The 14735-nt window shown below is 64.4% G+C and carries 15 protein-coding genes; 5 read left to right on the top strand and 10 right to left on the bottom strand.

What is annotated here, in order from left to right; genetic code table 11:
- Window positions 1–4 precede the first annotated feature (4 nt).
- Window positions 5–943, top strand: coding sequence for a GDP-L-fucose synthase (gene fcl / locus AC0L4C_RS01330; RefSeq protein WP_473401722.1), 939 nt, complete (start codon window positions 5–7; stop codon window positions 941–943).
- 113 nt (window positions 944–1056) lie between these two features.
- On the opposite strand, the gene AC0L4C_RS01335 is transcribed toward fcl, so the two are convergent.
- The 10 genes from AC0L4C_RS01335 to AC0L4C_RS01380 all read right to left on the bottom strand — a co-directional run bounded on the left by AC0L4C_RS01335 (window position 1057) and on the right by AC0L4C_RS01380 (window position 10854).
- The gene (locus AC0L4C_RS01335) at window positions 1057–1905 is read right to left on the bottom strand and encodes a sugar phosphate isomerase/epimerase family protein (protein WP_473401723.1); all 849 of its coding nucleotides are present in this window, start codon (window positions 1903–1905) and stop codon (window positions 1057–1059) included.
- The gene (locus tag AC0L4C_RS01340) at window positions 1902–3035 is read right to left on the bottom strand and encodes a Gfo/Idh/MocA family protein (protein WP_473401724.1); all 1134 of its coding nucleotides are present in this window, start codon (window positions 3033–3035) and stop codon (window positions 1902–1904) included. Before AC0L4C_RS01340 ends, AC0L4C_RS01335 begins: the two co-directional genes overlap by 4 nt.
- A gap of 36 nt (window positions 3036–3071) precedes the next feature.
- A complete protein-coding gene (locus AC0L4C_RS01345; protein WP_473401725.1) occupies window positions 3072–4127 on the bottom strand; it encodes a TIM barrel protein in 1056 nt (351 codons plus the stop codon).
- Between the two features lie 66 nt (window positions 4128–4193).
- Window positions 4194–5267 (bottom strand): ABC transporter ATP-binding protein, encoded by a 1074-nt coding sequence (locus tag AC0L4C_RS01350; protein ID WP_473401726.1) that lies wholly within the window; start codon window positions 5265–5267, stop codon window positions 4194–4196.
- Window position 5268: 1 nt separating this feature from the next.
- A complete protein-coding gene (locus AC0L4C_RS01355) occupies window positions 5269–6375 on the bottom strand; it encodes an ABC transporter ATP-binding protein (RefSeq protein ID WP_473401727.1) in 1107 nt (368 codons plus the stop codon).
- Complete coding sequence (locus tag AC0L4C_RS01360) at window positions 6368–6619, bottom strand: hypothetical protein (protein ID WP_473401728.1); 252 nt, start codon at window positions 6617–6619, stop codon at window positions 6368–6370. The genes AC0L4C_RS01355 and AC0L4C_RS01360 overlap by 8 nt, the downstream gene beginning before the upstream one ends.
- Window positions 6616–7572, bottom strand: a complete 957-nt coding sequence (locus AC0L4C_RS01365; RefSeq protein ID WP_473401729.1) for a carbohydrate ABC transporter permease — start codon at window positions 7570–7572, stop codon at window positions 6616–6618. Before AC0L4C_RS01365 ends, AC0L4C_RS01360 begins: the two co-directional genes overlap by 4 nt.
- 2 nt (window positions 7573–7574) lie before the next feature.
- Window positions 7575–8465, bottom strand: a complete 891-nt coding sequence (locus AC0L4C_RS01370) for a carbohydrate ABC transporter permease (protein WP_473403580.1) — start codon at window positions 8463–8465, stop codon at window positions 7575–7577.
- Between the two features lie 75 nt (window positions 8466–8540).
- Window positions 8541–9851, bottom strand: coding sequence for an ABC transporter substrate-binding protein (locus tag AC0L4C_RS01375; RefSeq protein ID WP_473401730.1), 1311 nt, complete (start codon window positions 9849–9851; stop codon window positions 8541–8543).
- A 325-nt stretch (window positions 9852–10176) separates the two neighbouring features.
- Window positions 10177–10854 (bottom strand): TetR/AcrR family transcriptional regulator, encoded by a 678-nt coding sequence (locus AC0L4C_RS01380; protein ID WP_473401731.1) that lies wholly within the window; start codon window positions 10852–10854, stop codon window positions 10177–10179.
- A 77-nt stretch (window positions 10855–10931) separates the two neighbouring features.
- Here AC0L4C_RS01380 and AC0L4C_RS01385 point away from each other — a divergent pair, with 77 nt between their 5' ends.
- The 4 genes from AC0L4C_RS01385 to ppk2 all read left to right on the top strand — a co-directional run bounded on the left by AC0L4C_RS01385 (window position 10932) and on the right by ppk2 (window position 14652).
- A complete protein-coding gene (locus tag AC0L4C_RS01385) occupies window positions 10932–12116 on the top strand; it encodes a Tm-1-like ATP-binding domain-containing protein (RefSeq protein ID WP_473401732.1) in 1185 nt (394 codons plus the stop codon).
- 12 nt (window positions 12117–12128) lie between these two features.
- Window positions 12129–12962, top strand: coding sequence for a phosphoenolpyruvate hydrolase family protein (locus AC0L4C_RS01390; protein ID WP_473401733.1), 834 nt, complete (start codon window positions 12129–12131; stop codon window positions 12960–12962).
- A gap of 187 nt (window positions 12963–13149) precedes the next feature.
- The gene (locus AC0L4C_RS01395) at window positions 13150–13560 is read left to right on the top strand and encodes a cupin domain-containing protein (protein WP_473401734.1); all 411 of its coding nucleotides are present in this window, start codon (window positions 13150–13152) and stop codon (window positions 13558–13560) included.
- A 189-nt stretch (window positions 13561–13749) separates the two neighbouring features.
- Window positions 13750–14652 (top strand): polyphosphate kinase 2, encoded by a 903-nt coding sequence (gene ppk2 / locus AC0L4C_RS01400; protein WP_473401735.1) that lies wholly within the window; start codon window positions 13750–13752, stop codon window positions 14650–14652.
- Window positions 14653–14735 lie beyond the last annotated feature (83 nt).

Here is a 14735-nt window from a genome sequence, read left to right on the forward strand (position 1 = left end):
CTCGATGACCGACTACGACCTCACCGGTAAACGCATCTATGTGGCGGGACATCGCGGCATGGTGGGCGCGGCGCTGGTGCGGCGGCTGGCCAGCGAAGGCTGTACCGTGCTGACGGCCGGGCGGGCCGATGTCGATCTCAAGCGCCAGGCCGAGGTCGAAGACTGGGTGGCGGCGCAGAAGCCCGACGCGGTGATCGTGGCGGCAGCCAAGGTCGGTGGCATTCTCGCCAATGACAGCCTGCCGGCGGACTTCCTCTACGACAACCTGATGATCGAGGCGAACCTGGTGGAGGCGGCCTACCGCGCCGGGGTGGACAAGCTGCTGTTCCTGGGATCGAGCTGCATCTATCCGCGCCTGGCGGCGCAGCCGATGCGCGAGGACAGCCTGCTGACCGGACCGCTGGAGCCGACCAACGAATGGTATGCGATTGCCAAGATTGCCGGCATCAAGCTGGCGCAGGCCTATCGCAAGCAGCACGGGGCCGACTACATCTCCGCCATGCCGACCAATCTCTACGGGCCGCATGACAATTTCGACCTGAAATCGAGCCATGTGCTGCCGGCACTGATGCGCAAGGCGCATGAGGCGAAGATGGCAGGCAACCGGTCGCTGCAGATCTGGGGCAGCGGCGCGGCCTATCGCGAGTTCCTGCATGTCGACGATTGCGCCGACGCGCTGGTGTTCCTGCTCAAGAGCTATTCCGGGCACGAGCACGTCAATGTCGGCTCGGAACAGGAGATCAGCATTTACGGGCTGGCGCGACTGATCTGCGAGGTGGTGGGGCTTGAGGCCGAGATCGTCACCGACCCGAGCAAGCCCGACGGTACGCCGCGCAAGCTGATGGACGGCTCAAAGCTCAGGGACATGGGCTGGCGCCCGAAGATCGATCTCCGCGACGGCATCGCCGAGACCTATCGATGGTATCTCGACAACGTCGCTTAGGCGACAACGTCGCGTAGGACGTCGGTTCGTGCCCTCGTGGTTCGCGGTTCGACAGGCTCACCATGAGGAAGCTCACCCTGAGGGCTGAGAGTTGCGAGGCACTGATGGTGCTGTCAGGCGCGGTCCCAGCCGTCGCGCATCAGTCGGAAGCCCTTTTCGTAGACATCCTCGGGACGCTCGAACAGCGGCCGCCAGATCTTGGTGGCGGCGGCGAGGTCGGGCAGCGCCGAGCCGAAGGCCTCGATGGTCATCCAGCCGTCCCAGCCGGCGGCCTTGAGGGCCTTGAACACGGACTGGAAATCGATGTGCCCGGCGCCGGGAACGCCGCGGTTGTTTTCCGAGATATGGACGTGACTGATCTGGCCGATGGTGGCCGGGATGACGTCGTTGATCGAGTTCTCTTCGATGTTGAAGTGGAAGGTATCGTAGAGATAGCCGTAGTTGGGCTCGGCGACCTTTTTGACCAGATCGGCGGCCTGCCCGGCGGTATTGAGGAAGTAGCACTCGAAGCGGTTGAGCGGCTCGACCGCGAGGGTGATGCCCTGCCCTGCCGCATATTGCGCGGCGGCCTTGTGCACCTCGACGCAGCGGCTGACTTCATCGGCTGTCGGACCGGCGCCGGAGAACTCGCCCAGCGGCTGGTGGAAGGGACCGGCAGCCACATCGCCGCCAATGGCGGCGGTGCAATCGATCAGCCACTTGATGTGATCGAGCGCGGCGGCGCGCTCGGCCTTGTCGGCCGACACGGCGCTCTTGCCGCCGCCCGGCATGACGCCGATGCCGGAGGCCTTCAGGCCGGCGGCAGCGAGGCGCTTGCCGAGCTTTTCGTAGTGGGCGACGTCGCCCTCGAACATCGGAATCTCGACGCCGTCATAGCCGGTGGCCTGCAGCTTCTCGATGATGGGCCAGTGCGCGTCCGTGACATGCGTGGCCCATAGCAGCAGGTTGAAGCCAAGCTTCACAGGTGCACCCAGGCGCCGGACTTGCCCGAGGCAAGGATGGCGTCGCAGACGCGGTTTGTGCCAAGGGCCTCACGGAAGGTCGGCGCGGCCGGCTTGCCGGTCTTCAACCCTTCGAGGAAGTCGGCGACCTGATGGGTGAAGGAGTGTTCGTAGCCGATGATCAGGCCGGGCACCCACCACTTGCCGAGGTAGGGGTGGTCGCCGTCGGTGACGAGGATATTGGTCCAGCCGCGTTGGGCGCCTTCGACGCCGTGGTCGAAATATTGCAGGCGGTTGAGATCGTGCAGGTCCCAGGCGAGCGAACCCTTTTCGCCGTTGATTTCCAGCGTGTAGCCGGCCTTGTGGCCGCGGGCGTAGCGAGTGGATTCGAAGGTGCCGAGCGAGCCGTTGGAAAAGCGCGTGAGCACGGCTGCCGCGTCGTCGATGCCGACGGGCTGCTTCTGGCCGGTGCCGGCGTGGGTGCGCTCCTTGATGAAGGTCTCGGTCATCGCCGTCAGCGAGGTGATGCCGCCGTTGATCCAGGTGGCGGTGTCGAGGCAGTGGGCGAGCAGATCGCCGGTGACGCCGGAGCCGGCGGCCTCGACATCGAGCCGCCAGGTGGCGGCGCCGCCCTGCGGTACGTCGGGCGAAATCGTCCAGTCCTGCAGGAACTTGGCGCGGTAATGGAAGATCTTGCCCAGCTTGCCGGCCTCGACCATGTGCTTGATCAGCATGACGGCGGGAACGCGGCGGTAGTTGTACCAGACCATGTTGGGGACGCCGGCCTTCTCGACCGCATCGACCATGGGCTTGCCCTCGGCTTCGGTGCGGGCGAGGGGCTTTTCGGAGAGGACCATCTTGCCGGCATTGGCGGCGGCGATGGCGATCTCGGCGTGGAGGTCGTTGGGGACGCAGATATCGATGGCGTCGATGTCCTTGCGATCGATCAGGGCGCGCCAGTCCGACTCGACCGAATCGTAGCCCCACATGTCAGCGAAGTGCCTGACCTTGCTGGTATTTCTGGCCGCAACGGCCTTCAGTACGGGGCGGTAGCCGGTGTCGAAAAAGTGGGCGACATTGGCCCATGCATTGGAGTGGGCACGGGCCATGAAGCCGTAGCCCACCATGCCGATATTGAGTTGCTTGGTCATGATCCTGCCTTGCCGATGAACGTCAAATGAACGGGTCTACTCGCGCCAGCCATGCGCATCGCGCACCCTGACCATGGCACCGAGAATCTTGTTCCAGGTCTCCTGGGTTTCCATCACGGCGTTGGGGAACATGCAGCCGTCCCAGCAGATGTGGCGCATGGTCCTGGTGAGTTCGCCATTGGCGTCGCGGAGCCAGTAGCCGGCATGCTTGACGACATCGAGCCGGCCGTTGGGATCATCGATCTGACAATGGCGGCCGGTCTTTTCGTGATCGCCCGAGCCGAAGGTGGTGCCATCGTTCTGGGCGACGTGGAAATCGAGGGTCCAGGGGCGCAGGGCGTCGGCTACCTTGCGGTAGGCGGCGTCGAGCGCGTCCTTGTCGGACCAGTCGAAATCCTTGGGCAGGATGCGGTCCTTTTCGGCGTTGGCACCGAGCACGAAGAGCATCGAGTGCGCCATGTCGGCCTGGTAGCCGACGACGCCGGGCATGTTGACCATTTCGAGCAGTTTGACGTTCTCTCGCCAGGAGTGCATGCCGCCCCAACAGATCTCGCCTTCGGCGACGAGGAACTCGCCGTGATCCTGGGCGATGCGGCCGGCTTCGCGGAAGGTGTCGGCGATCAGCCGGGTGTTGCCCTCGGGGTCCTTGTCCCAGGCCTCGACGCCGGTGGAGCTGTCGATGCGGACGCCGCCGGTCGGACGGACGCCCAGTTCGCGCATCTGCCTACCGATGACGCAGGCCTTGCGGACCTGGGTCAGGAAGCGGTCGCGCTCCTCCTTGTCGCCCATGGCGGAGCCGCCGCCGGCGCCACCCCAGATCGGCGCCACGAAGGAGCCGATGTTGAGACCGAAGCCGGCGATGTGGTCGGCCTTGCGCTTGACCTCGTCACGGTCGCTGTCGATGGAGATATGTGGATCGGCCAGCCACAGGTCGACGCCGTCGAACTTCTGGCCCTCGTACTCGGCTTTCGCCGTCAGGTTGAGGAGGGTGTCGAGGCCGATGATCGGCTCGCCATCGCCGGAGCCCTTGCCGACCACGCCGGGCCACATGGCGTTGTGGAGTTTTGGAAAGGTGTTGGTGTGATCGGCCATGGGTATTCTCCTCGGATTCTGCGTAACCCTAAAATCTCTGTGCGAAAGGCTTTTCCTTTCCCGCCGTCATGCCGCCCTGTGGTGGAGGTTGAGGCCGGATTTCGTGTCGAAGAGCATCACCTTGTCGGGGTTCCAGCCGAAGCGGACAGTTTCCTCGAGGGAGACGTTGACGCGGGCCGGCACGGTGGCGCGGACGAAATTGTTGCCGACGCGCATGGTGACGATCTTTTCGATGCCGTGGTTCTCGATATCGTGGATCTGCGCCTCGACCGGGGCACCGGCCTCGACGGTGACGTTCTCGGGACGGATGCCGAAGGTATAGGCGCCCTCGCCGTGCGACTGACCAGTGAACGGCAGCTCGAAGAGTTTCGGTGCGACGACGGCGGCGTTGCCGGCCAAATTGCCCTTCAGCAGATTGATGGCGGGCGAGCCGACGAAGCTGGCGACGAAGGTGTCGCGCGGATTGCTGTAGACATCCTGCGGCGTGCCGACCTGCACCAGCCTGCCCTCATGCAGGATGCCGATGCGGTCGCCCATGGTCATGGCCTCGACCTGGTCGTGGGTGACGAAGATGAAGGTGGCGCCCAGCCGCATCTGCAGGTCCTTGAGCTCGGAGCGCAGACTCTCGCGCAGCTTGGCGTCGAGGGCCGACAGCGGCTCGTCCATGAGGAACACCTGGGGCTCGCGGACGATGGCGCGACCAATGGAGACGCGCTGCATCTCGCCGCCCGACAGCCGGTCGGTCTTGCGATCGAGCAGATGGCCGATGCGCAGGGTTTTCGACGCATAGTCGATGCGCTTGGCGATTTCGTCCGGCGGCAGGTTGCGGACCCGCGACTTGAGCGGGAAGGCGAGGTTCTCGCGCACCGTCAGGCGCGGATAGAGCGAGTATTGCTGCAGCACCAGTGCCACGTCGCGCTCGGCGGGTCCCCAGCTGTTGACCTCGTGCTCGCCGATATGGAGGTGCCCGACGGTCGGCTTGTCGAGGCCGGCGATCATGCGCAGCGTGGTGGTCTTGCCGGCGCCGGTGGGGCCGAGCAGGACGAAGAACTCGCCATCGGCGATGTCGAGATCGAGATCCTCGACGGCGGTGAAGGCGCCGAAGGTCTTGGAGATATTTTCGAAGCGGATGCGTGCCATGTCAGTCGCCCAGCCGGATGTCGAGCGAAGCGCCCGACTTGCTATCGAAGAAGTGTGCCTGTGACGGATCGATGCGGGCAAAGACCTGCGTGCCCGCCTTGCCGACAAAGCCGGCCTCGGTGCGGGCCCGGAGGGTCTGCTCGCCGACGCGCAGGTCGATGATGTCGAAGCCGCCGAAGGGCTGAATGATATGGGCCTCGACCGGCTTGAAACCGGGTTTGGCCTCGTGGCTCACCAGCACGCCCTCGGGACGCACGCCGAGCGACAGATCACCGGTGGCGCCCTTCTGCTCGAGCATGCCGAGCAGTTCGCGCGGCAGGTCGAAGGTCTGGCTGTCGAGGGCGACCTGGGCGTTGCCACCGGCCTCGGTCACGCGGGTGGTGGAGATGTTCATGACCGGCGAGCCGATGAACTGGGCGACGAAGAGATTGGCCGGGCGCAGGTAGACTTCGGTGGGCGTGCCCACCTGCTGCAGGACGCCGTCGTGCATGACGACGATGCGATCGGCCAGCGACATGGCCTCGACCTGGTCATGGGTGACGTAGAGCGAGGTCGAGCCGTTCTCGTAGTGCAGGCGCTTGAGTTCGACGCGCATGGTTTCGCGCAGCTTGGCGTCGAGAGAGCCGATGGGCTCATCGAGCAGCAGCGCCTTGGGCCGGCGCACGAGCGCGCGGCCGATGGCGACGCGCTGCATGTCGCCGCCCGAGAGCGACGAGGGACGGGCGCGCAGCAGATGGCCGATGCCGAGCGACTTGCCGACCGACCTGACCGTGCTTTCGATCTCGTCCTTGGAGGTGCCGACGGCGCGCAGCGGAAAGGCGAGGTTCTCGTAGACGGTGAAGTGCGGATAGAGCGCGTAGTTCTGGAAGACGAAGGCGATGTCGCGATCGGCGGCGCGCAGGTCCTGGATCGGCTTGCCGTCGAGCAGGATGTCGCCGCTGTCGATTTCCTCGAGGCCGGCAATGGCGCGCAGCGTGGTGGTCTTGCCGCAGCCCGAGGGGCCGAGGAAGACGACGAACTCGCGGTCCTTGACGGTCAGGTTGACGTCGCGGATGACGTGCACCGGACCGAAGTGCTTGTCGATGTGACGCAGTTCGATCTCAGCCATGCTGGCCTCCCCTGACCGAGTCACTGACCGAGACGGGACCCGCCTCGTCGGTGTCGAATTCGGGAGCTGCCGGTGGCGGTACATGCACCGCCACGTTGAAGCCGATGATGCCGATCAGCATGATGGTGACCGAGTACTGATGCAGCACCTCGATCCAGGGCTGGCAGAGGAAGATGATGCCAAGGATCATCAGCCACATCGAGCCGGGTTCGAGAAACTTCTGGTTGAAAACGCGAAAGGTCATTTCCGGATCGCTCCGAAGCTCATGCCGCGCAGCAGGTGGTTGCGGAGCAGGAAGGTGAAGATGGCGACCGGCAGCAGGAAGAGCAGCGTGCCTGCGGCGATCACGGTCCAGTCGGGCAGCCCCGAGCCGATCTGGCTGGGAATGAAGGGCGGCGCCGTCTGGGCCCGCCGGTTGGTCATGATCAGCGCGAAGGCATACTCATTCCAGGCGGTGATGAAGCAGAAGACGGCAGTGGCGGCGATGCCGGTGGCGGCCTCGGGCAGCACGATCTTGAAGAAGGCCTGGATACGGGTATAGCCGTCGACCAGCGCCGCCTCCTCGTACTCCTTGGGGATCTCGTCGATGAAGCCCTTCATCAGCCACACCGCGAAGCTGACGTTGAAGGCGGTGTAGAGAATGATCAGGCCAATGTGGCTGTCGTTGAGTCCGACCGTCCGGTACATCAGGAACATCGGGATGGCGACGACAATGGGCGGCAGCATGCGCGTCGAGAGCACGAAGAACAGCAGGTCCGCCTCGCCCTTCACCTTGAAGCGCGAGAAGCCATAGGCGGTAATCGTGCCCATGCTGACCGCCAGCAGCGTCGAGGTGATGGCAACGATCAGCGAGTTCATGAAGCGGTCGGGATAGCCCGAGAGCTGGATCTCGCCGCGGCCCGAGCGGGTGATGCGCTCGCCGCCGTCAAAGACGAGGCGCTCCCACCAGGGCGCGTTCTCGTAGTCGACGACTTCCCTGGGCTTGAGCTGCACGCGCTTGGTGAAGAGCTTGACGAAGGGCGACACCTCCGGCTGGAAGATCACCGTGGGCGGATTGGTGGTGGCGAGATTGCGCGGCTTGAACGAGGTCGAGGCGATCCAGTAGATCGGCGACAGGAAGACGATGGTCAGGACCAGAACGGCGGCGATGGCGAGGCGATTGCCCAGGCGCTGGCCGCGGGATGAGACGACGGCCATGGCTAGCGTTCCTTCGCTTTGTTCAGGTACTTGACGTAGACGTTGGTGATGCAGAGCACCATGATCAGCACGATGTAGGCGAGGGCACAGGACTTGCCCGTCTGCCACTCCTGGAACGCCATCTTGTAGAGCCGGATCGAGACCACCTCGGTGGTCGGCTGGCCGCTCATGACATAGGCCAGGTCGAAGGTCTTGAAGGCCTCCATGGTGCGGAAGATGATGGCGATCAGCAGGATCGGCGCCACCAGCGGCAGGGTGATGCGGAAGAAGGTGTAGAGGCGGCTGGCGCGATCGATGGAGGCCGCTTCGTAGAGGTGCTTGGGCACCGCCGAGAGGCCGGCAAGCGACAGCAGCATGACAAAGGGCGACCACATCCAGATATCGGTCAGCGCCACGGCGTAAAGGGCGATGTTGGGATCGCCCAGCCATTCGAGCTTACCCAGCCCCAGGGCGTAGTTGATGATGCCGAAATTGGGATCGTAGAGCAGCTTCCAGAAGAGCCCGACGACGGCCATCGACAGCATCATGGGCAGCAGCAGCAGGGTAGTGATCAGCCCCTTCATGGGGAAGGAGCGGTTGAGCAGCAGCGCCATGCCGAACCCGACAACCACCTGACCGGCAACCGAGACGATGACGTACTGGGCGGTGATGGTGAAGTTCGACCAGATGTTGGGGTCGTTGAGCAGATCCATGTAGTTCTGCAGGCCGACGAAGTTCACCGGGTCCTTGGTCGAGGCGCGGAAATCGGTGAACGAATAGCCCAGCGAATAGAGCAGCGGAAAGATGTTGAAGACGATCAGGAACAGGATCGTCGGAATCACGAACAGGTTGCGGATGGTTATGTCGCTCCATCCCCGTACGGCCGCGCGTGACCGCGGATCGAGCGTCGTCATAATGTCGGTCAAAGCATCTATCCCCCGGAAACAAGCGCGGGGAGGCCGCGGAGGCCTCCCCGGCAACTGTCTGGCCTACATGCCGCGTCCGTACTTGGCGAACGTCGCCTTCCAGTCGGCAGCCAGAGCGTCGAGGGTCTCCTGCGAGGTCCCTTCGCCGCCGACGACGGCGGGATAGACGCGCTGATTGAGCTGGGTCAGCAGTTCGGCATATTCGGGCACCGCCCAGAAGTCCTTCACCTTGAACATGGTCTGGTAGAAGGCTTCGTTGTACGGGGTGGCGTTGCGGAACTCGGGGCTTTCGAGCACGGCTGCCGAGCAGGTGTAGCCACCCAGTTCGGCCCAGCGCTTCTGGGTCTCGTCCTTGATGAACCACTGCAGGAACTTGAACGCTTCTTCCTGGTTCTGGCTGTAGGAGACGATCGAGATGCCCTGACCGCCGAGCGCGGCAAACTGATCGCCATCAGGACCGGCCGGATTGGCGAAGAAGCCCGTGCCGGCGGCATTGGGGTTCGAAGCCTCGTTGATCAGGGCGGGGAAGAAGGCGAAGTAGTTCATGGACATCGCCGCGAGATTTTCGGTGATGGCCTGGTTGTTCTCGACAAAGAAGGTCTTGGCCCAGCCCGGAGGCGTGAAGCTGTAGAGCTTCTTGTAGGCATCGAGGGCGGCCACGGCCTTGGGCGAGTTGATGATACCCTCGACCTTGTAGCTCTCTGGATCACCCAGTTCGCCGCCGTAGGAGAACAGGGCGTTCTCAAAGCCCATGGCGAGCGCGTCATAGGAGTTGTCGGTATAGATGGCGACGCCGTAGCGGTTCTCATCGGGGCGATGGAAGAACTCGGCGATGTCCATCAGCTGCGCCCAGGTGGCGGGCGGCGCCAGGTCGTAGCCGTACTTGGCCTTGAAGTTGGCCATCTCGGTGGGGTCCTCGAACCAGTCCTTGCGATAGGACCAGCCGACGGCGTCACCTTCGGCGGGGATCGACCAGTACTTGCCGGAATTGCCGGGGTACTCGGCGTAGAACTTCATGGTTGCCGGAGCCATGAGGTCCAGCACCTTGTTCTCGTTCACGAAGTCGGTGAGATCGACATAGTGGCCGGCGGTCGAGGCAGCGCCCAGCCACTGGCTGTCGCCGACGATCAGGTCATAGGCGGAGCCCTGAGCATTGAACTCGGTAAAGGCCTTGGTCTGGAAATCGCCCCAGGGGGTGGTTTCGACGGTCACCCGGACGCCGGTCTCGGCCTCGTACTCGTTGACGAGCTCCTGCAGGTAGTTCGCCGGATCCCATTCGGCCCAGAAAATGGTCAGTTCCTGCGCGAGCACGGACGTGCTCGACGCAAGCATCAGGCCGACACCGGCCAGTATGCCCTTGGTCACATTGCGCATTGTGGTCCTCCCTATTGCGCTACTTTCGTAGTCACGTGCCCGGACGTCCTAGCCCGGCCGCCCCACCTCCATGGGGCCCCGACAACGTGCGGCGCGATGCATTCCAGCACCGGCACGACGGCCGAATTTCGTAAGTCTGAGCTGCCAGCGGGGGCAATGACGATGGCCCAGAGGTCCTCCAACCTCATGGCCGTCGCGGCGGCGCCCCTCCTCGAGCTGCAGCCCTGTTTCCCGTCTAGACAGAAGTTCTCCCTCTCACCTCTGTTCCGGAACCAGAATTCACCAGTTCATCCGCACTCGTCAAGCTAACATGCTAGCATTTATGCTAGGTTTTTCTACGACGTGTCGATTTTGTTTCCGAAAGTTTTCCCACGTCGGCGTCGGCGACGGCCGTGCGGATCAAAGCGCTTGCGGTCCACTGCGCCACATCCTGGGCCTCATCGAAGTCGAGGCCCCAGATGTCCTGCAGCACCAGCAGCAGCTCAAGACCGTAGGATAGCGACAGCCCCTGGGCGAGGCGCAGGAACTGCTTCTCGTCCAGCGTCTGGCGCAGTGGCGCGATGGCGTCCTGCAGCACGTCGACACGATGGCCGCGCTTGAAGGCCGGCTCGTCACCCAGCGTGCCGGCGCGTCGGCGAGCCCACTGCTCGAGCGCCAGCTTGAGCGCGGCGCGGAAGGTAGCCTGGAATTCGGCGATGCGCGGCATGGAACTGGCAAGCAGATCCCTGACCCGGGTCTCGGCGTCATCGGAGTCCGACTGCCATTCGAGGATGGGGCCGAGGCCGGCATCGACAACGGCATGCACCAATGCGGCCTGGCTCGGAAAGTAGCGATAGGCGGTGGCGCGGGACACCTCGGCGGCTTCGGCGACGTCGCTGACCGACGGGGTCTGGCCCGACTGCATGAGCGTGACGGCGGTGTCGAGCATGAGCTTGCGGGTCCGCGCACGGGGACCGCGCAGCGGCGCGTCATCTCGGCTTTGCTGGGCTGGTGATACTGCCATTTCGAAATGATACGCACATCTCAAAAAGCTTTGCAATGGTGCACGGGCTCTGCCTATGATGGCTCGCGAGGGGACACATGAAACGCATTTATGTGGTCGGCACGGCCGACACCAAAGGCGAGGAACTGGCGCATCTGGTGGCGCTGATCCGGGAGCTCGGCGGCGAGCCGCTGCTGGTCGATGTCGGCATCAGGGGCGCGACCGTGCCGGTGGACGTCACGGGCAAGGAAGTCGCCGCGCATGGCGATGCGGGCATTCTCGACAGCCAGGAACGCGGACCGGCCGTCACCGGCATGATGGCGGCGTTCGCGCGCTTCGTGCAGAGCCGCGACGACATTGCCGGGATGATCGGTATCGGTGGCGGCGGCGGCACCTCGATCGTCACGGCGGGGATGCGGCAACTGCCGATCGGGCTGCCCAAGCTGATGATCTCGACCCTCGCGTCGGGAGACGTGGCGCCCTATGTCGATATCTCGGACATCATCATGATGCCCTCGATAACCGACATGGCCGGGCTCAACCGGATCAGCCGGCTGATCTTTGCCAATGCGGCGCAGGCGATCGTGGCGATGAGCGCCCATCCGCCGGTGATCACGGGCGGCAAGCGGGCGCTGGGGCTCACCATGTTCGGGGTGACGACGCCGGCGGTGACGGCCATGGCCGACCTGCTCAGGGACGCGTTCGAGCCACTGGTGTTTCACGCCACCGGCACGGGCGGGCGTACCATGGAGATGCTGGTCGACAGCGGGCTGATCACCGGCGTGCTCGACATCACCACGACGGAAGTGTGCGACCTGCTGGTGGGCGGCGTGCTGTCGGCGGGCGACGGGCGGCTCGACTGCATCGCGCGCACGCAGGTGCCCTATGTCGGCTCGCTGGGGGCCTGCGACATGGTCAATTTCTGGGCCCGCGACACGGTGCCGGCGCGCTTTGCCGACCGGACCTTCTACATCCACAATGCCAATGTCACGCTGATGCGGACGACGCCGGACGAGTGCCGGGCGATCGGCGAGTGGATCGGCGGCAAGCTCGATCTCTGCAAGGGACCGATCCACCTGCTGATCCCGGAAAAGGGCGTGTCGGCGCTGGACATCGAAGGCGGCGCGTTCTGGGATCCGGCGGCCGATGCGGAGCTGTTTGAGGCGCTCGAGCGCACGCTACGGCCGGCCGCCAACCGGACGATCGAGCGGCTGCCGCTGCACATCAACGACCCGAAATTCGCCGCGGCGGCCGTCGCCGCCTTCAAACACATCGCCAACTGAAAGTGCTGCCACATGGCTACGATTGCACGCGCCCAGATTCTCGAGAAGTTCCGCCGCATGGTGGCCGAAAAGCGGCCCATCGTCGGGGGCGGCGCCGGCACTGGGCTCTCGGCAAAATCCGAGGAAGCGGGAGGCATCGACCTCATCGTGATCTACAATTCTGGGCGCTATCGCATGGCAGGCCGGGGCTCGTCAGCAGGGCTGCTGGCCTATGGCAATGCCAATGAGATCGTCAAGGAAATGGCGGTGGAAGTGCTGCCGGTGGTCAAGCACACGCCGGTGCTGGCCGGGGTCAATGGCACCGACCCCTTCATCCTGATGCCGCAGTTCCTGGCGGAGCTCAAAGCCATGGGCTTTTCCGGGGTGCAGAACTTTCCCACCATCGGGCTGTTCGACGGCTCGATGCGGCAGAGCTTTGAAGAAACTGGCATGGGGTACGGGCTGGAAGTCGACATGATCGCGGCAGCGCACGAGATCGACCTGCTGACCACGCCCTATGTGTTTAACCCGGACGAAGCGACAGCGATGACCAAGGCCGGCGCCGATATCGTGGTGGCGCATATGGGCGTGACCACCGGCGGCGCCATCGGCGCGACCTCGGCCAAGACACTGGACCAGTGCGTCGGCGAGATCGATGCCATCGCTGCGGCGGCGCGCCAGGTGCGCGAGGATGTGCTGGTGATCTGCCATGGGGGGCCGATCGCCATGCCGGAGGACGCGCGCTACATCCTCGACAACTGCACGGGCGTGCACGGGTTCTACGGCGCCAGCTCGATGGAACGGCTGCCGGTGGAAGTGGCGATCAAGGGGCAGGTCGAGGGCTTTAAAGGGCTGAAGCTGAGGTGAGGGAGGGGGCAGGCTGTGGGAAGGCCCAGGGTTAGGCCTGCACAACCAACACCGCTGCAGCAGTCGTACCTCCCCCTTGAGGGGAGGGATCGACGGAGGGGGGGGGCGGTGGCCTACCGACAGACCCCCTCCCCCGGCCCCTCCCCTCAAGGGGGAGGGGAGCAGATTGAGAGATTGGAGCACGAGAATGACTGAGAACAATTTCGTCTATCCCGATGACGTGGAGCGGTTCGGCTTCGACTGGGGCAAGCTGGCGCTGACGGTGGGGCCGGAGGTGAACGGCGCGACGACTTTTTCGGCCGGGGTCGTCGACCTGCCGAGCGGCCAGGGGCATACGCGGCACAACCATCCGGGGAGCGAGGAGATCATCTTCGTCATCTCCGGCACCGGCGAGCAGATGGTGGAAACGCCCGACGGCGTGCCGGTGACGCAGACGGTTTCTGCCGGCTGCACGATCTTTGTGCCGGAGAGCCGGTTCCATTCGACGCTCAATACCGGGCCGGGGCCGATGCAGCTCTTCGTGGTCTATTCGCCGGCCGGGCCGGAGAAGTTGCTGCGCGAGCTGCCGGACTTCAGACTGCTGCCCAAGGGGAAATAAGCCGCGTCGTGTTTCGCGCCGATTGAGTTTGGGGAGATGGATCCTCGGGTCAAGCCCGAGGATGACGGCCGGGGAGTGGGGAGAGATGGCGTTCGTGGGTGCGAAGGTAACCCGCAACGCGGGCGCGGGCGTCACACGGCTGTCATGTCCGTCACTTCCTGTCGCGCCGCGCGCGCAAGGGGATGACCGATGGACGAAGACCTCGACCGGATCAAGCAGGCGATTGCCGACGATTTCGACGAAGAGCTGGAGATGCAGCTCGAGGATGACCGGCTCGACGAGCTGGTGGCCGAAGGCATGTCCGGGCCAGCCGAGGAGACGCTGGAGCGGCGCGTCTATTTTCGCGAGCTGTTCCGCCTGCAGCATGAACTGGTGAAGCTGCAGAATTGGGTCGTGCACAAGCGGCTCAAGGTCGTGGTGCTGTTCGAGGGTCGCGATTCCGCCGGCAAGGGCGGCGCCATCAAACGGGTGACACAGCGGCTCAATCCGCGCGTGGCGCGGGTGGTGGCCTTGCCCGCCCCGACCGAGCGCGAGAAGCATCAATGGTATTTCCAGCGCTACGTGCCGCATCTGCCGACGGCAGGCGAAATGGTGCTGTTCGACCGCTCCTGGTACAACCGCGCCGGGGTCGAACGGGTGATGGGCTTCTGCAGCCGCGATGAACTCGAGGAGTTCTTCCGCACCGTGCCGGAGTTCGAGCGCATGCTGGTGCGCTCGGGCATCATCCTGATCAAATACTGGTTCTCGATCACCGACGAGGAGCAGGAATTCCGCTTCAAGATGCGGCTGCACGATCCGCTCAAGCAGTGGAAGCTCTCGCCAATGGACCTGGAGAGCCGGGTGCACTGGGAAGAGTACACCAAGGCCAAAGAAGAGATGTTCGACCGCACCCATACCGACGAGGCGCCGTGGTGGGTGGTGCAGGCGGTGGACAAGAAGCGGGCGCGGCTCAACTGCATCGCGCATCTGCTGTCGCAGGTGCCCTTCGAGGAGGTGCCCAAGCAGGACGTGCACCTGCCGCAGCGCGTGCGACATGACGACTATGTGCGCCAGCCGGTGCCGCCGGAACTGTTCGTGCCGCAGGTCTACTAGACGGCCGGCGCATCGCTGCCATGCGCCAGGCGTCACGCAAGATTAAGCTCACTGTGCCAAAGTCCGCAGGCTCGGGGGCAGTG

The organism is Devosia sp. J20-27 (genome assembly GCF_055808595.1).